Source organism: Akkermansia sp. 54_46 (assembly GCF_001917295.1).
GTDB lineage: Bacteria > Verrucomicrobiota > Verrucomicrobiia > Verrucomicrobiales > Akkermansiaceae > Akkermansia > Akkermansia muciniphila.
This window is the reverse complement of the sequence record NZ_MNUD01000001.1, coordinates 237,645-259,456: the sequence shown is the minus strand read 5'-3', so window position 1 is coordinate 259,456 and position 21,812 is coordinate 237,645. Positions and strand designations below refer to the sequence as shown.

Annotated in this window: 17 protein-coding genes; 7 read left to right on the top strand and 10 right to left on the bottom strand. The window is 50.2% G+C overall.

Translation table 11 applies throughout. The annotated features are described in order from the left end of the window. Window positions 1-48: 48 nt before the first annotated feature. The 9 genes from BHW66_RS01020 to BHW66_RS00980 form a co-directional block, all read right to left on the bottom strand. A complete protein-coding gene (locus BHW66_RS01020; RefSeq protein ID WP_022197664.1) occupies window positions 49-192 on the bottom strand; it encodes a hypothetical protein in 144 nt (47 codons plus the stop codon). 44 nt (window positions 193-236) lie between these two features. Beyond that, entirely contained in the window at window positions 237-851 is a 615-nt protein-coding gene (locus BHW66_RS01015; RefSeq protein WP_128153561.1) for a hypothetical protein, read from the bottom strand. Between the two features lie 78 nt (window positions 852-929). Next, window positions 930-1,553 (bottom strand): hypothetical protein, encoded by a 624-nt coding sequence (locus BHW66_RS01010; RefSeq protein WP_022197662.1) that lies wholly within the window; start codon window positions 1,551-1,553, stop codon window positions 930-932. A gap of 97 nt (window positions 1,554-1,650) precedes the next feature. Next, complete coding sequence (locus tag BHW66_RS01005) at window positions 1,651-2,268, bottom strand: hypothetical protein (protein ID WP_022197661.1); 618 nt, start codon at window positions 2,266-2,268, stop codon at window positions 1,651-1,653. Window positions 2,269-2,273: 5 nt separating this feature from the next. Beyond that, window positions 2,274-3,860 (bottom strand): hypothetical protein, encoded by a 1,587-nt coding sequence (locus BHW66_RS01000; protein WP_102739699.1) that lies wholly within the window; start codon window positions 3,858-3,860, stop codon window positions 2,274-2,276. 26 nt (window positions 3,861-3,886) lie between these two features. After that, window positions 3,887-4,702, bottom strand: a complete 816-nt coding sequence (locus BHW66_RS00995) for a hypothetical protein (protein ID WP_046435138.1) — start codon at window positions 4,700-4,702, stop codon at window positions 3,887-3,889. A 125-nt stretch (window positions 4,703-4,827) separates the two neighbouring features. Then, on the bottom strand, window positions 4,828-5,937 hold the full coding sequence (gene hemW / locus BHW66_RS00990) for a radical SAM family heme chaperone HemW (protein ID WP_046435140.1): 1,110 nt from the start codon (window positions 5,935-5,937) through the stop codon (window positions 4,828-4,830). A gap of 12 nt (window positions 5,938-5,949) precedes the next feature. Further along, the gene (locus BHW66_RS00985; protein WP_046435142.1) at window positions 5,950-8,859 is read right to left on the bottom strand and encodes a hypothetical protein; all 2,910 of its coding nucleotides are present in this window, start codon (window positions 8,857-8,859) and stop codon (window positions 5,950-5,952) included. Between the two features lie 193 nt (window positions 8,860-9,052). After that, a complete protein-coding gene (locus tag BHW66_RS00980; RefSeq protein WP_215833545.1) occupies window positions 9,053-9,700 on the bottom strand; it encodes a L,D-transpeptidase in 648 nt (215 codons plus the stop codon). A gap of 131 nt (window positions 9,701-9,831) precedes the next feature. On the opposite strand from BHW66_RS00980, the gene pyrE reads away from it, so the two are divergent. The 7 genes from pyrE to BHW66_RS00945 are packed head-to-tail and all read left to right on the top strand — an operon-like array spanning window position 9,832 to window position 20,583. After that, on the top strand, window positions 9,832-10,401 hold the full coding sequence (pyrE, locus tag BHW66_RS00975) for an orotate phosphoribosyltransferase (RefSeq protein ID WP_022197655.1): 570 nt from the start codon (window positions 9,832-9,834) through the stop codon (window positions 10,399-10,401). Between the two features lie 13 nt (window positions 10,402-10,414). Then, window positions 10,415-11,482, top strand: coding sequence for a beta-N-acetylhexosaminidase (gene nagZ / locus BHW66_RS00970; protein WP_215833544.1), 1,068 nt, complete (start codon window positions 10,415-10,417; stop codon window positions 11,480-11,482). 44 nt (window positions 11,483-11,526) lie between these two features. Continuing rightward, window positions 11,527-14,757, top strand: a complete 3,231-nt coding sequence (locus BHW66_RS00965; RefSeq protein ID WP_046435144.1) for a helicase-related protein — start codon at window positions 11,527-11,529, stop codon at window positions 14,755-14,757. Between the two features lie 13 nt (window positions 14,758-14,770). Further along, on the top strand, window positions 14,771-15,424 hold the full coding sequence (locus BHW66_RS00960) for a DUF4391 domain-containing protein (protein WP_046435146.1): 654 nt from the start codon (window positions 14,771-14,773) through the stop codon (window positions 15,422-15,424). Further along, window positions 15,424-17,388, top strand: coding sequence for a site-specific DNA-methyltransferase (locus tag BHW66_RS00955; RefSeq protein ID WP_046435148.1), 1,965 nt, complete (start codon window positions 15,424-15,426; stop codon window positions 17,386-17,388). The genes BHW66_RS00960 and BHW66_RS00955 overlap by 1 nt, the downstream gene beginning before the upstream one ends. A gap of 16 nt (window positions 17,389-17,404) precedes the next feature. Next, window positions 17,405-17,539 carry a hypothetical protein gene (locus tag BHW66_RS00950; RefSeq protein ID WP_257228165.1) on the top strand — a complete coding sequence of 45 codons (135 nt, stop codon included), beginning with the start codon at window positions 17,405-17,407 and terminating at the stop codon, window positions 17,537-17,539. Then, window positions 17,536-20,583: a DEAD/DEAH box helicase family protein gene (locus tag BHW66_RS00945; protein WP_286688820.1), complete on the top strand. Its 3,048-nt coding sequence runs from the start codon at window positions 17,536-17,538 to the stop codon at window positions 20,581-20,583. The genes BHW66_RS00950 and BHW66_RS00945 overlap by 4 nt, the downstream gene beginning before the upstream one ends. Before the next feature lie 179 nt (window positions 20,584-20,762). Here the strand turns inward: BHW66_RS00945 and BHW66_RS00940 are convergent, their stop codons facing one another. Further along, window positions 20,763-21,659 (bottom strand): glycoside hydrolase family 16 protein, encoded by an 897-nt coding sequence (locus BHW66_RS00940; RefSeq protein WP_179219194.1) that lies wholly within the window; start codon window positions 21,657-21,659, stop codon window positions 20,763-20,765. Window positions 21,660-21,812: the final 153 nt, after the last annotated feature.

Genomic DNA, 21,812 nt, shown 5'->3' with positions numbered 1-21,812 from the left:
GCATCGGATTCCGCAGACTGCTGATCTCTGAGGCGGAAAAACTATCCGTCAGCACAGTTCCGCTGCAATGGCGTCCACGAGCAGGCGTCCGCGGCCTTTCAGGATGAGCCTCTGTTCCGGGGAAATGTCCGCCAGGCCCAGTTCCCGGTATTGTTCCAGCAGAGGACGGGATTCCGGAAAGATGCTTTTCACATCCTGCGCCAAATAAAGGTTAGAATAGTTGCACTATTAATAATTTATTCGGCAGATGTGAACCAGGGCTCTTTAAATGAAGCTTCTATATGCTCTTGGGATTCATTCCGGGAATCAATGAATTTGGCAACGTCCAGGGCTGATTGAGCTGTAGGTTCCAGAATAGTATCGAAAAGAAGATCACTGCCTCGGTAACAGGTGTTGTCGTCCATTTCCCTTTCACTCTGCATAGGTAGGAAAATGACCAGCAGACGGCTTTGAAGCTGAAGAATGCGCAAAAGAATAAATTTTTGCATCTCGGATGAAGCAGGAATAGATAAAACCTGCTTTTTCATATCGGCAGCGGGTCCTGTAAGTTTTTTAAGGATAGGTGAAACTTCCGTAGAAAAAGATTTTGCCGCTGCGTCTGCGGAATTTTTATCCACGATGGAATTATACCAATTCTGTACCTTGCCTACAGGTATTTCATAGGTTTCAACGAATGTCTGCCATGCCTTTTTATCTTGTGCCTCAGAAAGCAATTCATTCCTTGGAGGGTCATAAGAGAGATTTTTCAACTCTTCCTGGCTCAGACCGTTAATTTGGCAGGCGTCTCCATAGCATGTTGAATCATAAATAAGGAGGGAAGATGCAAATGTGAGGATGATGGAATATTTCATGATTATCAGGTATTGAATCATGATGGAACGGAAAGGGGAGGAAATGGTAATCAGCACAATTCTGCTGTAAACTGCTTTTTAAGCAGATGGAGTTTCAGGCCATGATTCCTTGAAAACGGTTTCAAAACTTTCCTGTGATTCGTTCTGAGATTCAATAAATTTTGAAATGTCAATCATTGATGGGGATGTTAATCCCAGAATAATTTCAAAAAGTTTTGTGCTTCCACGGTAGCATGTTTCTGGACTCGCCTTTTCTTCATTTTGCATAGGCAGGAAGATAATTAGCAGTCGTCCCTGCAGCTGAGAAATGCGTAAGAATATGAATTTCTGCATTTCAGAAGAAGCTGGAATAGCAAGAGCCTGTTTTTTCATGTCTGCAGCTCGTCCCGTTAGTTTTTTAAGAATAGGCAGAACATCCTTGTTGAAAGAATCGGCTGCGGCATCGGCAGATTGTTTATCGACAATGGAATTATACCAATCTTGAACCTTACGGATAGGGATTTCATAGTTTTCAATGAAAGTCTGCCATGCTTTTTGATTTTGTCCGGTGGAGAGCAATTCCTTGTTGGGCGGTTCGTAAGAAAGGCTTTTCAGTACTTCCGGCTCCAGTCCATTGATTTGGCAGGTATCCCCATAGGATGCTGAACATAAATAAAAATGGAAGATGCAACCGGTGAGGAAGATTGAGTATTTCAAGATCATCAGATTATGGAAGCATGACAGGGTTCCTGAATGAAGGGGAATAAAAGAAGGATGGAAATTCAATAGAGATCAACGCAATTTCTATGTAACCTGCTTTTTAAGAAGATGATGTCTCTGTCCATGGTTCTTTGAAAGCTGCTTCAATGCTTTCCTGGTCTTCATTTTGAGTTTCAATAAATTTTGAAATATCCATGGCTGTTGTTGACGTTAGACCTAGAAATATGTCAAAGAGTTTTTCACTGCCATGATAATAAGCATCGGAACTTGACTTTTTACTGTCTTGCATAGGAAGAAAAATTATTAGCAAGCGGCTCTGCAATGTGAGGATACGTGAAAGAATCAGTTTTTGCATTTCAGAAGAAGCTGGAATAGCAAGGACTTGTTTCTTTATATCAGCAGAACGTCCCGTCAGCTTTTTAAGAATGGGCAGGACATCTCTCTTGAACGCATCGGCTGCAGCATCAGCGGAATCTTTATCCCTGATGGAATTATACCAATCCTGTACTTTACCTACAGGCACTTCATAGGTTTCAACGAATGTCTGCCATGCCTTTTTATCTTGTGCCTCAGAAAGCAATTCATTCCTTGGAGGGTCATAAGAGAGATTTTTCAAATCTTCTGGACTCAGACCATTGATTTGACAAATATCTCCTTGGCAAACTGAGAAATATATAAAAGCCGACGATAAGAATGCTATGGTGGTTGATTGTATCATGAAAATTAGGGATTAAAACGTTTAATAGGGATAAGATGGCGTTCTCCAACATCAATGCCGTTTGTGTCAGCTGATTCAAGTATCTGTTCCCAAGTGGCTCCGCTATACTGTAAAATAGAAGAAACTAAGGAAGCACAATTTGATCCATTTTCTGTACTTTCTGGATTTCGGTTAGTTGATGGATTGGTTAGATATCGTTCCTGCTCATTATAACTTTGTGAAAAATGAAGAACTTTTTGAAATAGTTCCTTGTTTTGAATGGCTATGATATTTGTAAAATTTGTAAATTTTTTATCATGGTTGTTTTTGAACCAGTTTTCAACAGCTACTATATCAGGATTGTCATTTTTATGGTAAACCATGTTAGTTAAGCAATCAATATATTTGCTGGCTACACCTGCTTGAGCAAATGGAGGAGATAGGGATTCATAAATCCACTTATAATAAACGGTTCCGGCAGCTGGGATGATTTTGAGTTTTTTTCGGTATTTGATTTCTGGCCCTGCATCCCCTCCGATAGTGATGATTTTCATTCCGGGGATAGCGGTGCAGTTAGCAAGCCCAGGGTTCGGAAGATTTAATTTTACCGGGTCGTCAGGGACAAAGAGCAGAAAGTGATGGTTTGCCATGGGCAGTCCCTGGCAGGGGCGGATGGCCCAGTAAATTTCTCCTAAACGATTGGGAATGCCTTCGTAATAAAAGCTTTTATCACCGATGGTCACACGAATTAGTTCTGCTTCCGTTGGAGTATAGGTGATGCATGGGCCTTTGCCGATGGGTTTCCAGGCGCCGTTGTTTGGTTGGAACGTATGGTTGCACGCCAGAATAACTCCATTAAATCGTTGCGGGCATTTGGAGTAAGTTTGAGCTTCCCATGTGATGGATATGTCTTCGGAGTTTTCGGAAGGCCCTTTTGCCAGGTAAATTTTGTTGATAGCGAGCCGGAGTTCTGTTTTTTTCTCCAAGAAAAGGTGGCTTTTACTATATGGGATCGATTTTTCTCCAATGCAAATGTCCACGACAATGGGAGCGACTACAAGGCTGATGCCGTCCAAATCACTTGTGCCCGGCTTGGGATTGTAATAGGTTTGCGAATATTTGATTTGGAAATTGTAAGAACCTGCTTTCAGGACATGCGGGCAATCCCGGCGCCCTTTGGAAATGTCATGCCCTTTTCCGTATTCTTTTAACCAGTCTGTTTTTTCTCCGTTCCCTGTGGTATAAGAAATGTCGCACCCATCGTCGGAAACCAATGAAAGCCACGCAACAGTAGTAGGTTGGCTAATACGTTCATCCTTAAAATCCTTGAGGGAAATTTTTCCATTATAAGGAATAGTAGAGGGAGATTTTGGGTCAGTGACTTTCGTTGTATTTGGGATTTTCACTTCTCCGGCGCAGCATTGTTTCAATTTATCTGCAAGCTGGGAAAGATTGGCTACCACTTCAACCGGAGACAGGGAATATTCCAATGTTGTCTTCCCTTCATAAATTTGTTGTCCTTTTGCGAGGAGGGCAGATAGTGCAGCAATGCCGGCAATTGCAAGCAAAACAGGCATTTGAAGAAAACATCGGGAGATGAATGCGTTGTCCATATGATGATCAGGCAGGTTGAATGAGATTATTTTTTACGCTTTTTTTTGTTGGAAGCGGGTGTTGTCCATTTCCGGATTAAAGCACGGGCGCCTTCCATGCCCCGAATAGGCGGAATAAAGGATGCTGCCCACTGGGCTTTTTGCGGTTCATTCATGCGTATATAAAGATTGGCTAACCGGTATCCGCAACGGGCCATTAAATAAGGATCTTCTTTTCCATGCCGCAGTGTCCTTATAAATAAAAGAGCTGCCAGTTTTCTTTGCATGCCGGTTCCTTTTTCCATGGATATAGCTGCGCTTTCCCAAATTTTTAAAATGCGAGACCGAAGGATCAATGGGCATCCTTCCTCCATTTCCAGTTCCATCAGGGCGCAAAGCGATAAAGCTTCCATATCCAAGGGGGAGTACGTCCGGAGAAAGGCATTTTCCAAAAATCCGGTAAGGCAGGAGCGGCGTTGCCCTGATTGCATATTTTTATGCTGCATCAGGGCTGTCAATTCATTGAGGCGGGCACAAACATCACCAGGTGTTTGTCCCATGGCGGTCCGTTGAACGAAAAGAGATACGCCTTCGTCAAAGGTCAAAGCCGGATATTCCCGGACAAATTGATGGATTCTCGGATTCTTTTTAGCAAAAGGAAAGGCGGATAGGGATTTCCGGAAGACCTGCCTTTTTTCAGAAAGAGGCGTGGATTTCAGGTAAAGGGGCAGGATGAACGTTTGGGGCTCCTGTGGTGATGCCGGCGGCTTACTACTTCCCCATGCGTGGTTAAAGGAGGCCTGCAACAGGAAAAGAAGTCCTGCCAGCAAAGAAACAGAGGAAATGTTGAACAGCGGATGCATGGAACATATCTGTCTATTTATGGAATAATGGGAGATAAAAATTGAAAAATGTCAAGAAATTAATTTTAATCGTTTTTCTAATTTATTTCCAACTTATTGATATTAAGTTAGGAAAATAATGCCATTCAGCACAGTTCCGCCGCGATGGCGTCCACGAGCAGGCGGCCGCGGCCTTTCAGGATGAGCCTCTGTTCCGGGGAAATGTCCGCCAGGCCCAGTTCCCGGTATTGTTCCAGCAGAGGACGGGATTCCGGCAGAATGTATTTCAGCGGCAATCCTTCATCCGTCCGGAGCATCAGGGCAATGCGTTCCAGACGGTAGTCTTCCTCGGTGACGGGTTCCTGTTCGGAAAGGGGGAGGCCGTTTTCCAGCGTGCTGCGTATGTAGGCGTCCGTATCCCGCGTGTTGGAGTACCGTATGCCGTTGATGGTGCTGACCGCGCCAGGCCCTATGCCTACATAGTCTTCTCCCTTCCAGTAGGCCATATTGTGGGGGGAGAGGCAGCCCTCCCGGGCGTAGTTGGATGTTTCATAGTGGCGCATGCCTGCCGCCTCCAGCATGTGTTCCGCCAGTTCAAAAAAGGATGCGTCTTCGTCCGGATCCTGCCTTTTCTCCCCCCGCAGCAGGCTCCGGAAGAATTCCGTGTCTTCTTCATAGGTGAGGTTGTAGGCGGAGATATGGTCCGTTCCGGCGCGGACAGCTTCCTTCAGGGTGGCTTCCCATATGGAGAGGGTTTGCCCCGGAATGGCGAACATGAGATCCATGTTGATATGGGCCATTCCCGCATTTTTCAGCATTTCCACGGAGTGCAGAGCCTGGGCCGGGGTATGTTCGCGCCCCAGCAGATGCAGGATGCCGGAATCCAGGGATTGCACACCCAGGGAGACGCGTGTCATGCCCAGGCTGCGCCAGAAGCGCACTTTTTTTTCCGTAAAGGTGGCGGGGTTGGCCTCAAAGGAGAATTCGTCCAGTTTGTCCACGGGCACGAGACGGTCCAGGGTTTCCATGAGACGCCCCAGATGCGTGTCCGAGAGCATGGAGGGCGTTCCCCCGCCAAAGTAAAGCGTGGCCGTTTCCCCTCCGCGGTTCGTGGCCAGAGCGGTTGCGCGGGATTCCGCCTCCCTGCCCAGAGCTCGGATGAATGATTTCATGTCCGTGGAGGCCGGCGTGTGCTTGAAGAAAGCGCAGTACGGGCAAATACGGTGGCAAAAGGGAATGTGGACGTAGAGGTGCACGGAAGCGGGGGATCAGCGTCTCCGGCGGCGTCCGGAGGACCCATTCCCATCGCCTTTCTTGTCCTGGGAAAGCTCCAGAATTCTGTCGGAAGCCTCTTTCATTTCCGACTTGACGCGGGATTTCTCCGAATCGTCAGCCAGAGACATGTAGTTTTTCGTCAGGGCGCTGTAGAATGGGTGGATTTTCGTTTCCTTCTTGTTTTTGGGCTTGTATTTGAACCCGTCCGGACAGGTGTCCAGCATGTTTTTCATCCAGGGGACCAGTTCTTCCTTGGGCAGGGCCTGGCACAGGGCGTCCAGAGAAAAGGACATTTCCTCCTGATCCACATCCTTAGGCTCCTTCAGGGCGTTGTTGTCGTCCCGGTAGAAGTTGAGGGCTTTCTTGAATCCCCTGTCTACGGTTCTTTTGAGCCTGTCTGCGCCTTGGGCCTTGGCATACGCTATCTGATACGCGGCCTGAGGCTCCGGGTAGGAGTTGCGCTTGGATTCAGACTTGAGCCAGGACATGAGTTCGGCCCACTGGAAGGTCTTATAGTCATATTCCTGTTTCAAGGCATTTTCCAGAATTACGGAGCAGAGCACATTGACGTATTCCTTGGCGTGGCTGGCAAGCATTTCCTTGCCGTTCTTGTCGCCACGGCCTACAGAGGGAACGTATTTGCGCGTTTTCCAGAGTTTTCTGATGCCCATGCCGTCCGGCAGGGCCTCCCTTACTTCATCCACCATCTTGGTGGCTCCCATGAGGTCCTGAGGTTCCTGCTTGAAGAGCGTGTACCAGGCTTCCGTATAAAACGGGTTGGCTTTGAGCACGGTCCTCATGGCGGTCTGCGTGAATTCCTTGGGGAGCGTGACGGAAGGGGCGGCCGTCTCTTCCGTGGTGGAGCCGATGGCCGCCAGTTTGTAAATGTTCATGGCGAAGCGGCTGTCGATGAACTTTTCATAGTCGATGTTCATGGACAGGGCCAGTCCGGACTGGTATTCCGCATTGCCGGTGCGCGGTGCGTTGGAATCCCGGAAGTACCAGAATCCCGTGGTGGCTTTCAGGGTGTCCACGCTTTGCCCCACGCTCAGCCAGCAGCCGTTACCGTTGAAATGGGTGGTCATCAGATTGCCGTGGCCGGGCTGCCCGGCGGGGGCGGCGGGAATGCCGCGCGCAATCTGGGAATTGCGGGAGATAAGGGACATGGTGCCGCACACACCGCCTTCATGAAGCTTGCGTTCGTTGGATTCCCTGGACCATTCCGGATCCGGGTCAAAGCTGAACAGGATGGGCGGTTCCTTGTCGTCATCCGCCCGGTAGGGGCCGTACAGCCACAGGCGGGTCGGGCCCCGCTGGCCCATGTAGCGTTCCCACACGCTGTCGCACTCACGCAGAGGTCGCGTTTCCGAAAGGGCCATCATGGCCGGCCAGGGCGTTCCTTCCAGGGAAACGCCGGTCCATTCCACACGCTTGCGGTCCACGTCGCGCAAATCACCGCAATGTTCATATTTATCCACAAGGTAGGAAAAGAATTCCACCGGAGTGGGGAAGGGGTCCCTTTTGCGCCTCAGCTGGCCGTGGCGGTACATGTATTCGTGCAGAAAGCCGGCCAGGTTGTCTTCCGTAATGGCGGAGTCCCCGATTTCCGAGACGGTGGGGTATTTCCTGAGCCAGGCCTGCTTTGGGGTGATTTTTTTGCGGTCCAGATAGGCTTCCACCTTTTTGTAGCATTCCTCATCCACGGTGCGGGGAGCGTTCCCATACCAGTTGACGGGCGGTTTTCCGGCGCAATACAGGTCCGCTGGCGGAGGCATGACTCCGGAGGATCTCAGGTCATTCAGCTTGCCCTGGGCATCAATGTAGCGGCCCTGCTGGGTAAGGTCGAAGGCCCCCATGCCGAATTCGCGGCGTCCTACTGCGAACGCCAGAACGAGCTGGTCATATTTTTCCGTCGTTTCCAGCCCCAGTTCATCAATCATGAAAGCCACATTGGTGGCGACGCTGGGGTCCGGCGGGAAAAACATGGCGAAGACCTCACGATTGTTTTTCGTGTTTTTCAGCCATTTTTCAAAATCCGGAGAAAAACTGCCTCCGCGTTTTTTTACGTAATCCCGTACGTAGGCTTCCGCGTAATAGGGATATTTGTTCAGCAGTTTTTCAGAAAATTTCCCCTTGGACGCGATAGCTTCCTCCCGTAAAGCCTTTTCCATGGCAATGACTTCCGGGGAGGGGGAAAGGTCGGGAGCAGGCGGTTCCGGTTCAGGCTCCGGTTCCGGTTCGGGAGCGACCACCACGGGTTCCGGTTCGGGAGCGACCACCACGGGTTCCGGTTTTGGCGCAGCGGGCTTGGATTTGGGCTTGGGCGGAGCCGGTACGGGCACGGTAACGGCTTTAGCGACGGGTTCTTCTTTATCCTTGAGTATCTGGTAGCCCAGAAATCCGAAGAGGGCGAGCATCCCGGTCACAATGACCGTGATGACCGGGAACCCTCCGGAGTGCTTTACCCGCGGCAGCGGCGTTCCGGGGATGGCGGCGCCGACTACGGGTTTCCGCAGTTGCGGTTGCTGCGGTTTTTTGGCGGGATGGAGAGCCTGGGCATGCGCTACAGCCGGCTGGGGCTGCGCCGGAGAAAGCGGGTAAAGGAAGAGCACGGTGCCGAATCCCCTCAGCTTGCTTTCTGCATTTGCTGCGTATTGGGTTTCAAAAGCTTCCCGGGCCTGGGCGAATTGGGATTCATTTTCCGGAAAGACAGCCAGTTCTCCGCTGGCCAGGTCACGCGTAACGAGGCCCCCGGGGCAGAATTCGCGTATCAGGACGGCATGGCCTTCCGGGGAAAGAGCCTGGTACAGATGATAGTCCGGACCGCTTTCTACAAGCGCCGTGATTTTATAGCCGCCTATGTTGAAATGGGGCGGCAGGGCAGGGGGAAGAGGGATTGTCATGACTAATCAAGAGGTCAAAGATCCCGTATATTCAAAAAGGTTCGGAGCCGTTTGTCAATGCCGGAGTGAGGAAGCTGCGCCATGAAACGGGAGCAGTTATCAGCACGGAACGCTTCCGGACGGCGGGAATACGAAACACGCCGGTTTCCGGAAAGTGTGGCATTTCTGCGGCGCGATGCCGCGCAGGAAACGGCTAACGGATGGTGACCTTGGTGCCGATGGGAGTGTGTTCAAAGAATGTCTTGGCCATGTCCTCCGGCAGGCGCACGCAGCCGTGGCTGACCGGATATCCGGTGACAAAACCCACATGCATGCCGTAGCCTCCCGTAATCCGCATCCAGTAGGGCATGGGGGCGGGGTCGAAGTAGGTTCCTGCCGGCGCTCCGCCAGCCCTGGCGTTGTAATCCCCGTTGACGACGGCTCCGGTGGATTTGCTGCGCAGAACGCCGTATGTGCCGGATTTGTAGTTGGCGTCTTTCTGGATGATTTTGTATGTTCCCCTGGGAGTGCCGTAGCCTTCCTTGCCGGAAGACATGGGGGAAACGCCCACGAGCGTGGTTCCCACGTAGTAGAAGACTTTCTGCTGCTTGAGGTCAATGATGATGTGCTTTTCCCCCTGGGTGCCCGCCGGCAGGTCCCAATATCCCTGGCCCAGACGGGCTTCCGGAGGCAGGTCCGTGTTGACGCCGGAGGTAGAGCCCACCCCGGACAGGTAATCGTCCCGCCCGGACACGCCCTGGATTTTTCCGGCGATTTGGTCAAACAGCGGGGGCCTCTCGTACGATGTGCAGGAAACAAGAGCGGAACTGATAGAAACTAGCGTCAATATGCCGGATTTCATGGGAACGGGAAAATGACAGGCAGGTTATGGGGCCTGTCCTCCTTTTTGTCAAGATTTGCATGCTGTTATCCGTTGCTTATTCCAAGGGTATCTGTTATATACGGCGGACCACTTCATTCATCCCTATTTTCATGAGCGAACAATACGATCTTCTTAAAAGCATTCTTCTGGAAAAATCCGTGCGTACGGGAACCTTTACGCTGGCTTCCGGCAAGGTGTCCGACTTGTATGTGGACTGCCGCATGACAGCCCTGGACCCCGTAGGGGCCACCCTGGTGGGCGCTCTGGGCTGGAAGCTGGTGAAGGAGGATATTCTGCCCCGTTTCCCGGAGGTGGCGGCCATCGGCGGCATGACCATGGGGGCGGACCCTATTTCCCTGGCCGTCGGCATGACCAGCGCTCTGGAAGGGGCGGAAAAGAAGCTTCAGGTGTTCACCGTGCGCAAGGAGCCGAAGGACCATGGACGCGGCCGCCGCATTGAAGGCAATTTCCAGGCCGGGGATACCGTGGTCGTGGTGGATGACGTCATCACGACGGGCGGCTCCACATTGAAGGCTATTGACGCCATTGAGGCGGAAGGGGGCAGGGTTGCCGCCGCCCTGGTGCTGCTGGACCGCGAGGAAGGCGGACGCCAGGCGATTGAGGAACGCGGCATTCCCGTTTACCCGCTGTACACCAGGACTTCCCTGTTGGGCCGTTAATCCTTTTCCATTCATGCTCCCGGCCCTGATCGGCATAAGCGGCCATGAAGTGGGCGCGGAGGAAGAGGCTGCTATCCGGCGTTGGCAGCCGGCGGGTTTTATTCTGTTTTCCAGGAATATTGATTCCGTAGAGCAGGTGCGCGGGCTGACGGAGACACTGCGGAAACTTTGCCTCCACCATCCTGTCATTGCCGTGGATCAGGAGGGAGGCCGGGTGGTGCGCACCGCTTCCCTGGGCCTGCATCTGCCCTCCCCGGCTTCGCTGGCCCGGCTTGGTTCGGTTGGCGGCATGGTGGAACTGGCCGCGGTGACGGCCCTGGCTCTCCGCTACCTGGGGGTGAACCTGAATTTTGCCCCGGTGCTGGATATCTGCCATGATCCGTCCGCGGCCAACGCGCTTCCCGGCCGCTGCTGGGGAGACAATGCGCAGGACGTCATTTCACGCGGCGGCGTTTATGCCTCCAACCTGCGCCGGGGCGGCGTGCAGAGTTGCGGCAAACATTTTCCCGGCATGGGCCGTGCCCAGGCGGATCCCCATTTCAGCCTTCCTGTGGTTGACCTGGATGAACGGGAGTTGTTCAAGACGGATTTGCTGCCTTTTCTGGCTCTGTGCCCGGCATTATCCTCCATCATGTCCGCCCATATCATGCTGCCTCAGATTGATCCCGATTATCCCGCCACCTTGTCCGAACGGGTGATCCGGGGGTTTCTGCGCGACCGCCTTGGCTTCCGGGGCGTGGTGTTTACGGATGATTTGTGCATGGGGGCGATTGCGGCGCAGTATTCCCCGGATGACGCCGCTTTCCTGTCCTTGCGGGCCGGATGCGATCTGCCCCTGATTTGCCATGACCCTCTTCCCTGGCTGGATGGGCTAGCTTCCCGCCTGGAGGGGTTGAACGCCTATGACCGGGAGGATTCTTTTAAACGGGTGGAAAAGCTGAGCGACTCCCTGTGTTTCCCGTTTCCGGAAAAGGCTTCCCTGTGGGATTCCTGCCTCCGCCGTGCGGAGGCCCTGTGCCGTCTGGAAGAAAAGGGCGGAGGTGGAGAACATCTGCCTTCATCTCCAGTTCTGGAGTATTGATGTGAACGTCAAGGATGATATCATCCCAGAAAGAAAGTCAATCAATGAAAATTTATGACAATATACGGGAGATTGTAAGAGATGATATGCTCACTACCATTTCCAGGGGCAGCAGGGTTTCTGTAGCGGCCGCCTGCTTCTCTATGTATGCCTATAAAGAACTGAAAAAGCAGCTTGATTCTGTTGATGAGTTCCGCTTCATTTTTACCTCTCCGACTTTTACTACAGAGAAGGCTTCCAGGGCAAAGCGTGAATTCTATATCCCAAGGCTCTCCCGTGAGACCAGTTTGTACGGTACGGAATTCGAAATCAAGCTCCGCAACGAAATGACACAGAAAGCCATCGCAAGAGAATGTGCTGATTGGATTCGTAAGAAAGCAACCTTCAAATCCAATATCACAGGCGAAAACATGGGTGGCTTTATGACGATTAACGCTCCTGCGGAGCAGGTTGCCTATATGCCGTTGGGCGGTTTCACTACCGTTGACATTGGCTGTGAGCGTGGTAACAACAGCTACAACATGGTAAACCGCATGGAGGCGCCGTTCTCCACACAGTATATGCAGTTGTTTGAGTCCTTGTGGAACGACAAGTCCAAGATGCAGGATGTTACCGAGGAAATCATCGAAAACATCAGTAGTGCCTATAACGAGAACGCTCCGGAATTCATCTACTTCATGACTCTGTACCATGTATTCAGTGAATTCCTGGATGATATTTCCGAGGATGAACTGCCGAATGAGGCTACCGGATTCAAGGAGAGCAAGATTTGGTCCATGCTGTATGACTTCCAGCGTGATGCCGTTCTCGCCATCATCAACAAACTGGAAAAATACAACGGCTGCATTTTGGCAGACAGCGTTGGTCTTGGCAAAACATTCACAGCGTTGGCTGTTGTGAAATACTATGAAAATAGAAACAGGTCCGTTCTTGTTCTTTGCCCGAAAAAACTGGCCGAGAACTGGAATACATATAAAGATAACTATGTGAATAACCCCATTGCCTCTGACCGCTTGAATTACGATGTTCTGTTCCACACAGACCTTTCTCGTAGTCACGGCACTTCCAACGGTCTTGACCTGGACCGCCTGAATTGGGGTAACTATGACCTGGTTGTTATTGATGAAAGCCACAACTTCCGAAACGGCATCGGCACACACAGCAACACTGTGGAGAACCGCTATGTAAAGTTGATGGACAAGGTTATCCGCTCCGGCGTAAAAACCAAAGTACTGATGCTTTCCGCTACTCCGGTCAACAACCGCTTTGTGGACTTAAAAAATCAGCTTGCCATTGCCTATGAGGGCGACTCCGAGAATATCAATTCCAAGCTGAACACCAGGAAATCTATTGAGGATATTTTCAAGCAGGCGCAAAAGGCGTTCAATGCCTGGGGTAAACTCCCCGCAGAGGAACGCTCCACAGACGCGCTGCTCCGCACCCTTGATTTTGACTTCTTTGAAGTTCTGGACAGCGTTACCATCGCCAGATCCAGAAAGCACATTGAAAAATATTACAACTCCGCAGAAATCGGAAAGTTCCCGGAAAGGCTGCCGCCAGTTTCCAGGCGGCCATGCCTCACCGATTTGAAGCGTGCTATCAACTATGATGAAATTTATGCCCAACTGATGCTGTTGTGTCTGTCTATCTACACTCCATCCCATTACATCTTTCCAAGTAAGATTCAAAAATATGCGGAATTGACTCACAACAAGGAGGAAAACCTCACCCAGGACGGACGTGAACAAGGTATTCGCCGTTTGATGAGCATCAACCTTTTGAAACGGCTGGAAAGTTCCGTTTATTCTTTCCAGTTGACACTTACCCGTATCAAAGGACTCATCGACAGCACCATTGAGGCAATCAACCGCTTTGAGAAATACGGCACCGCTGACATCGCCATGTACGAAGCTCAGGAGTCTGAGTTCGACATGGACGATGGCAACACCGATTACTTCTCCGTGGGCAGGGAGGTAAAAATCGACCTTGCCGATATGGACTACAAAACCTGGCGCACCGAACTTCAGCAGGACGCAGAAGTGTTGGAACTGCTGACCCTTATGGTGGCAGACATTACGCCGGAGCATGACGGCAAGCTGCAGGATCTCCTATCTCTGCTGTCCCACAAAATTGAGAATCCGATTAACCCCGATAATAAGAAGGTGATCATTTTCTCCGCATTCTCCGACACGGCAGAATACCTCTATGAGAATGTCAGCGCCTATGTAAAGAAGAAATACGGACTGGATACTGCCGTTATCACGGGCAGCATTGATGGCAAGACAACCATCAAAGGCTTTAAGGCAACCCTCAACAATGTTCTGACCTGCTTCTCCCCGGTTTCCAAGGGACGGAATGTTCTGATGCCCGGCAGCAAGGCGGAAATCGATATCCTGATTGCTACCGACTGTATCTCCGAAGGTCAGAACCTGCAGGACTGCGATTATCTGATAAACTACGACATTCACTGGAACCCTGTACGCATCATCCAGCGTTTCGGGCGTATCGACCGTATCGGCAGCCGCAACAATTACATTCAGCTTGTAAACTTCTGGCCCGACCTCACGCTTGATGATTACATCAATCTGAGATCGAGAGTCGAAACCCGCATGAAAATTACGGTGATGACCTCCACAGGTGACGATGACCTCATCAACGAGGAGGAAAAGGGCGACCTGGAATACAGAAAACAGCAGCTCAAACGGCTCCAGGAGGAAGTGGTCGATATTGAGGACATGTCCGAGGGCATCTCCATTATGGACTTGGGATTGAATGAATTCCGCCTTGACCTGCTTGAGTATGTGAAGACCCACGGCAATATGGATAACAAGCCTCGTGGTCTTCACGCTGTTGTTCCTGCTGCTGAGGAATTGCCGAAAGGCGTCATCTTCGTACTGAAGAATATCAATAAGAGCGTCAACATCGACAATCAGAACCGCATCCATCCGTTCTACATGGTTTATATCGGTATGGACGGTGAAATCATCGGTGATTATCTGAACCCCAAAAAACTTCTGGACGATGTGCGCCTCCTTTGCCGTGGCAAGAACGAACCCGTCCATGACCTCTGCCGTCAATTCAATGCGGAAACCGATGACGGCAGGAACATGGCAGAACTCTCTGAACTGTTAAGCGAAGCCATCCGCTCCATTATTGACGCCAAGGAAGAAAGCGATATCGACAGCCTGTTCTCCGCAGGCGGTACTTCTGCCCTGATGTCTGCCGTGTCTGGACTGGACGACTTTGAACTGATATGCTTTCTGGCGGTGAAGTAAAGGAGATCAGGCGATGCTCGGATTACCCAAATCAACGGAGTTCAACAAACGAATTCCCAAACAGAAATTCTATGACAACCTTGCCGTGACCCCGGCTTGGAAAAAGGTATTCATAGAACAGGTAAAGGCCATCTGCTGGAGGAACAAGATTGCCGCCGCCACCATGAACTTAGCCCCCGGCGCCGCCGTGACGGAATTGGTGGTCTTTGAGGTCAAGCTGAACAGTCAGACGCTTGACGACAGCTTTTTGCGGCAGATGGACAAAGAAATACCGTACCACATTCTCTTCATGCTGGAATACGAGGGCAAGTACAAAGCCGTTATCGGCTATAAGGAAGAATCCGGCGGCAACACAGCCTTCAAGGTAAATCGCTACTATTCCACTGAATGGATGGACGAGGATGCCCTCCCGTTGAAATTGGAAGGTTTGTCCGTTGACAGTGTGTATGAAAACTTTGTCCGTCAGATTGCCGGAGACGCCCTCGCTGCCGCCGAAGCCGGGGAAAGCCTCAAGGAGTCCATAGCGAGGGATGAAAAACGGCAGGCTCTTCAAATGCAGATTGCGAAATTGCAAAAGAAAATCAAAAGAGAAAAACAGCTCAACAGGCAGATGGAACTGAATGCCCTGCTCAAGAAACTCAGCAAAGAATGGGAGGAAATTCTGTAATGGAAAAAATGAGAATGGAGTCGATTGATATGACGGCTCAGAACATAGAAAAGATTGGGGCGTTGTTCCCGAACTGTATCACCGAGACCGTGGATGAGAACGGCAAGATGAAGAAAGCCATCAACTTTGACCTGCTCCGTCAGATGCTTTCGGGAGATGTGGTAGAGGGCGATGAGGTATACGAGTTTACCTGGGTGGGCAAAAAGGCGGCTATTGTGGAAGCCAACAAGCCTATCCGCAAGACCCTTCGCCCTTGCAAAGAGGACAGCGTGAATTGGGATACTACCGAAAACCTCTATATTGAGGGCGACAACTTGGAAGTTCTGAAACTCTTGCAGGAAAGCTACCTTGGTAAGGTCAAGATGATTTATATCGACCCGCCGTATAACACGGGTTCAGACAGCTTTGTTTATAATGATTCTTTCACTATGGATGAAGATGAATATGAGACGGGAATTGGTATAAGAGACCAAGATAAAAACAAGCTGTTTCACGAGAATAACAGTAGTAATCCGCGATTCCACTCAGACTGGTGCTCTATGATGTACGAAAGATTTTTGCTTGCAAGAAATCTTTTGTCAGTAGATGGCGTATTAGTTGTAAGTATAAGCGATGCGGAGTTCCATAATTTAAAGAGTATGCTTGATGAACTCTTTGGAGCAGATAATTATCTGGGTGATATCGTATGGAATTCCACAAAATCGGTAACTAATACGGCGCTAATCTCTGTGTCCCATACATATAACCTTGTGTACTTTAAAAGGATGCAGTATTTCGTGGAGAATCGTTCTGAATTTAGGCTGCCAGATGATGGCGAGGGATTTGAAAATCCAGATAACGACCCCAGAGGATCTTGGAAAGCTGATCCGTTTCAAGTTGGTGGGTGGAGACCCAATCAACAGTACGAAATCGTTAATCCCAATACAGGGGTTGTCTATAAACCAAATCCTGACTGTAGTTGGAAAAACGATTATGAACACTACTTGGAATTGGTAAAAGATAATAGGATAGTTTTCGGAAAAACAGGAGATGGTGGTCCTCAAAGGAAGAGGTTCAAGTGGGAGGCTGAGGAAAGAGGCAAGGTAGCAAAAACATGGTGGGATGATGTTGAAACCACAACCAATGGCACACAACTTCTGAAGAAGATGTTTGATGGGAAAATCTTGTTTAGTAATCCTAAACCTGTTGGGCTTCTTGTTAAATTGATTCAATTAGCAGGAAGTAAGGACGGAATTGTTATGGACTTCTTCTCCGGCTCTGCCACTACCGCCCATGCGGTGATGCAGCTCAACGCCGAGGACGGCGGACACCGCAAGTTTATCATGGTGCAGTTGCCCGAACCCTGCGACAAAAAGAGCGAGGCTTTCCAAGCGGGTTACAAGAACATCTGCGAAATCGGCAAGGAGCGCATTCGCCGCGCCGGAAAGAAAATCAAGGAGGAAACAGGTGCGGATATTGATTATGGTTTCCGTGTATTCAAGCTGGATGACAGCAACATGAAGGATGTGTACTATTCCCCTGCCGAGTATGACCAGGGGATGCTGTCCGGTCTGGAATCCAACATCAAGGAAGACCGTACTGACCTTGATTTGCTGTTCGGCTGCCTGCTGGAATGGGGGTTGCCGCTTTCAGAAAGAATGACGGTGTTCCAGATAGATGGGGTGGATGTGCATGCCTACGGAATGGACGCTGAAGAATATCGTGGCTGCAAAGACGGTATGTTTTTTTATGAGGATAATATTCAAATGATTGATAATCATTTATATACACCCACACACACGCGCGTCCCGCTGCTTGCCTGCTTCGCGGACAGGGTGCCGGAGTCTGTTATCCGCGGCATAGCCGGGATGAAGCCCCTCTGCGCCGTGTTTCGTGATTCCTGTTTTCAGGACAGCCCCGCCAAAATCAATGTGACGGAGGTGTTCAAGCTCTTGGCTCCGGATACAAGGGTGAAGGTTATCTAAGGAAGGAGGTTTCAAAATGGATAAAAACGAAATCCGGAAAACAGAACATATGTATTCCACGATTCAAATTGGCGAAACAGTGTTTAGCCAATTTGAAAAAAAACTTCTTGAGGAACAATTATCCGAGGAAGACGGAGGCGAGCTATCATGAAACTGCAATTCAAGCACCAGCAGTTTCAGGAAGATGCGGCCAAGGCGGTGGTGGATGTGTTCGCGGGTCAGCCGTATCTGACGCCGACCTATATGATGGACAGGGGGGACGGGGCTTATCAGATGGGACTGGAGGAGGACAGGAATTTCACGGGCTGGAGCAATCAAAAACTGGTGCCGGAGCTGTCCGATGAGGTGATTCTGGGGCATATTCAGACGATTCAGAGTGCGCATCAGATTGCGCCTTCGCTGAAGCTGGAGGGGCGGTTCAATCTGACGATTGAAATGGAAACGGGAGTGGGCAAGACGTATACCTATATCAAAACCATGTATGAACTGAACAGGTGCTACGGCTGGAGCAAGTTCATTGTGGTTGTGCCCAGCGTGGCTATCCGCGAGGGTGTCTATAAATCTTTCCAGATGACCCAGGAGCATTTTGCCGAGGAATACGGCAAGAAAGTACGATTTTTTGTTTATAACTCCGCCCAGCTGACGGAGATTGATCGCTTCGCCTCCGACAGTTCCATCAATGTCATGATTATCAATTCCCAGGCATTCAACGCCAGGGGCAAGGATGTCAGAAGAATTTACATGAAACTGGACGAGTTCCGTTCCCGCCGTCCGATTGATATGATTGCCAAGACCAACCCGATTCTGATTATTGACGAGCCGCAGTCCGTTGAAGGCAAACAGACCAGGGAGCGTTTGAAGGAATTCTGCCCGCTGTTTACCCTCCGCTACTCCGCAACCCACAAATCAGACAGCATCTACAACATGATTTACCGTCTGGACGCGATGGAGGCGTACAATAAGCGACTTGTTAAGAAGATAGCCGTTAAGGGTATTACCGAAACGGGCAGTACTGCTACAGACGGCTATGTTTATCTGGAAAGCATCAACCTTTCCAAGAAGGACCCTACCGCAACCATTCAGTTCGATATGAAGGGCGCAAGCGGTATCCGTAAAGTAAGCCGTACTGTAGCAGAGGGATTTAATCTTTACGATCATTCCGGCCACATGGAGGAATACAAGAACAATTTTGTCGTTAAGCACATTGACGGCAGAGACGACTCCATTGAGTTCCTCAACGGCAATAAGCTGTACGCAGGTGATGTTATCGGCAAGGTGGATGAAAACCAGCTTCGCCGTATTCAGATTCGTGAAACCATCCTCTCTCACATTCAGCGTGAGCGCCAGTTGTTCTATAAGGGCATCAAGGTGCTGTCCCTGTTCTTCATTGACGAGGTTGCCAAGTACAAGGTGTACGATGCAGCCGGACAGTCTGGTAACGGCATCTACGCAAAAATGTTTGAGGAGGAATACACCGATATTATCGGAAACCTCCAGTCTGTCATCGGCGAGGACGAATACATTAAGTATTTGAATTCCATCAAGCCTTCCGCAACCCACGCAGGTTACTTCTCCGTGGACAAGAAAGGCAAGATGATAGACTGTAAGTTGGCAAAGAAGGAAACCACCTCGGACGATATTGACGCTTACGATTTGATTATGAAAAACAAGGAACTGCTCCTTGACCGCAATCCGAAGCGTTCGCCTGTGCGTTTTATTTTCTCTCACTCCGCTCTGCGTGAAGGTTGGGATAACCCGAATGTATTCCAGATCTGTACGCTGAAACAGTCCGGCTCTGATGTGAGAAAACGCCAGGAAGTTGGTCGTGGTCTGCGTCTGTGCGTAAACCAGGACGGTGAGCGTATGGATTCCGGCGTTCTCGGAAACGATGTTCACAACATCAATGTGTTGACCGTTATCGCCAGCGAAAGCTATGACAGTTTCGCAAAGGGACTTCAGTCCGAACTTGCTGATGCCGTTGCAAACCGTCCAAAGGCAGTTACGCCGGAACTCTTTATGGGCAGGACTATTACCGATGCCCAGGGCAGCACCGATGTTATCACTGAGGATGTTGCCAGAGAAATTTGGCTGGGTATGCGTATGGAAGGCTACATTGACAAGCAAGGCTCGCTGACCGACAAGTATTACGAAGATAAGGCAAATGGCGAAATCAAGCTGACGGATGAGGTTGCAGGTTCTGCCGAAAGCGTTATCGGTATCATCGACTCCATCTATGACGCCAAGGCAATGCAACCCGAAAACGCTCGCAGCAATAATGTGGAACTCACCGTGGACGAGGACAAACTCGCAATGCCGGAGTTCAAGGCATTGTGGAACAGAATCAATGCCAAGAGCGTTTATGTGGTTGATTTCGATACAGATGAACTGGTGCGTAAGTCCATTGATGCGTTGGATAGAAAACTTCGTGTATCTAAGATTTACTTTAAGGTAGAAACGGGCGCTATGGAGCAGATTAAGTCCAAGGCTGAGCTGGAAAGCGGTGCATCCTTTGTGAAAGAGGAATCCGGAACTTACGGTGCAACCATTCACGCAAGCAGTAATGTGAAGTATGACCTGGTCGGCAAATTGGTAGATGAAACTGGACTCACCCGCAAGGCTGTCATTGCCATTCTAAAGGGTATTCAGCCGTCTGTGTTCAATCAGTTCAAGGACAACCCGGAAGAATTCATCATCAAGGCTGCTGCCCTTATCAATGACGAAAAAGCAACCGCCGTCATTGAGCATATTACCTACGATGTTCTGGATGAGCGTTATGGCACAGACATCTTCACCGAGCCTACCATCAAGGGCAAGCTGGGCTTGAACGCAATGAAGGCGAACCGCCACCTGTATGACCATATCGTTTACGACTCTACCAACGAGCGTGACTTTGCAACCGACCTCGACACCAATAAGGATGTCGCAGTATATGTGAAGTTGCCGGATGGATTCTACATTTCCACTCCTGTTGGTAAGTATAATCCGGACTGGGCGATTGCATTCTACGAAGGCACTGTGAAGCACATTTACTTCGTGGCGGAAACCAAAGGCTCTATGTCCTCTATGCAGCTCCGTCTGATTGAGCAGTCCAAGATTCACTGCGCGCGGGAGCATTTCAGGGCTATCAGCAATGGAAATGTGGTCTATGACGTAGTGGACAGTTACAAGAAACTGATGGACATCGTCATTAAGTGACGCTTTTATATATAGAGAAGATTCGAATGATGCGAAATACGCGTGGCATGAGGCGGCTTTGCTTTTCATACTCCGCCCGATGATGAAACTTTACGGAAGCAGCCCGGAAGCAACCGGAGACGGCGCGGAAGATTTATTCCCGCGGCAGGGAGGAACAAAAGGAAAAGGTGTGTGGGCGATCAGATTCTTTTGCGGCGAGCCGCCAGCAAGGCTGCTCCAAACAGGCCCAGAGAAGCCACAGCGGGTTCCGGAACGAGGTGGTTGTAGATGCTTGAGGAATAGACTTTGACATAATCGATGTCGAATGCGGCTCCGGAATTGGCCAGCGTATTCTGGTCGATTCCCTTATTAACTCCTGCATTTTCCACCCAGTTGCCTCCAATCTGCTGGTCGATGATCAGGTAGAATTCGTTTCCGTCCTTGTCAAAGGGCCAGTTTGCGTTATTGGGCTTTTTGAATGAACCGGTTGCTTTTCCATCCACATAAAAGGTGATGCCTTCTTCCGTCCATTCCATCCCGTAGGTATGCCAGTTTGCTTTTTCAGCACCATCGTTCCAACCGGGGGTGACCCCCTGGGATTTATCCTGATTGGGAACGCCGTTTTGCGACCAGTGGATTGTCTGGTAAACACGGCCTTCGTAATTCAGGTGTTCCATGATGTCAATTTCCCCTCCGACAGGCCAGCCGATGCTGTCGGATTTGGGCATCATCCAGATGGCCGGCCAGACGCCCTGCACGCAATCGAATCTGGCGCGGACTTCTACGTAGCCATATTGGAAGGAGAAGGTTTTCAGGGAATATACCCCTCCGCAGGCGTATGTTTTGGCCGGTGCGGTCTGGTTGGTTTGAGTAGTGTAGTCCCCGTATTTTCCCCACAAGGTCATGGCGGAGTTGCCGTCCTTTTCCCGGAATTCCACAAGGCTTTCGTCCCGGGATTGGTACTTGCGCCAGTCCGGGGCGTTATAGCCTACGTAATCAATGCGGCTCCAGTTATGTTCGTTCAGAGATGAGCCGTCAAAGTCGTCTTCAAAAACGAGTTCCCAGTTCCTGTCGGATGCCCAGGGAGTCGCTGCCATGACGGAAGATGCTGAAAGTGAGAGAAAGAGAAGAGGAAAAAGGAGTGCCGTTCTGATGAACATCATGAGAAAATATAGGGCGGGCGCCGCTGAGTGTCAATAGACAAAAAATTGGCAGGCGGCCTCGGCATGGAGAAGGAAATTCCCTCCGTC

Coding starts and splice junctions, on each gene's coding strand:
- BHW66_RS01015 (WP_128153561.1), bottom strand. CDS start 851: ATGAAATATTCCATCATCCTCACATTTGCATCTTCCCTCCTTATTTAT.
- BHW66_RS01010 (WP_022197662.1), bottom strand. CDS start 1,553: ATGATCTTGAAATACTCAATCTTCCTCACCGGTTGCATCTTCCATTTT.
- BHW66_RS01005 (WP_022197661.1), bottom strand. CDS start 2,268: ATGATACAATCAACCACCATAGCATTCTTATCGTCGGCTTTTATATAT.
- BHW66_RS01000 (WP_102739699.1), bottom strand. CDS start 3,860: ATGGACAACGCATTCATCTCCCGATGTTTTCTTCAAATGCCTGTTTTG.
- BHW66_RS00995 (WP_046435138.1), bottom strand. CDS start 4,702: ATGCATCCGCTGTTCAACATTTCCTCTGTTTCTTTGCTGGCAGGACTT.
- BHW66_RS00985 (WP_046435142.1), bottom strand. CDS start 8,859: ATGACAATCCCTCTTCCCCCTGCCCTGCCGCCCCATTTCAACATAGGC.
- BHW66_RS00980 (WP_215833545.1), bottom strand. CDS start 9,700: ATGAAATCCGGCATATTGACGCTAGTTTCTATCAGTTCCGCTCTTGTT.
- pyrE (WP_022197655.1), top strand. CDS start 9,832: ATGAGCGAACAATACGATCTTCTTAAAAGCATTCTTCTGGAAAAATCC.
- nagZ (WP_215833544.1), top strand. CDS start 10,415: ATGCTCCCGGCCCTGATCGGCATAAGCGGCCATGAAGTGGGCGCGGAG.
- BHW66_RS00965 (WP_046435144.1), top strand. CDS start 11,527: ATGAAAATTTATGACAATATACGGGAGATTGTAAGAGATGATATGCTC.
- BHW66_RS00960 (WP_046435146.1), top strand. CDS start 14,771: ATGCTCGGATTACCCAAATCAACGGAGTTCAACAAACGAATTCCCAAA.
- BHW66_RS00955 (WP_046435148.1), top strand. CDS start 15,424: ATGGAAAAAATGAGAATGGAGTCGATTGATATGACGGCTCAGAACATA.
- BHW66_RS00950 (WP_257228165.1), top strand. CDS start 17,405: ATGGATAAAAACGAAATCCGGAAAACAGAACATATGTATTCCACGATT.
- BHW66_RS00945 (WP_286688820.1), top strand. CDS start 17,536: ATGAAACTGCAATTCAAGCACCAGCAGTTTCAGGAAGATGCGGCCAAG.
- BHW66_RS00940 (WP_179219194.1), bottom strand. CDS start 21,659: ATGGCAGCGACTCCCTGGGCATCCGACAGGAACTGGGAACTCGTTTTT.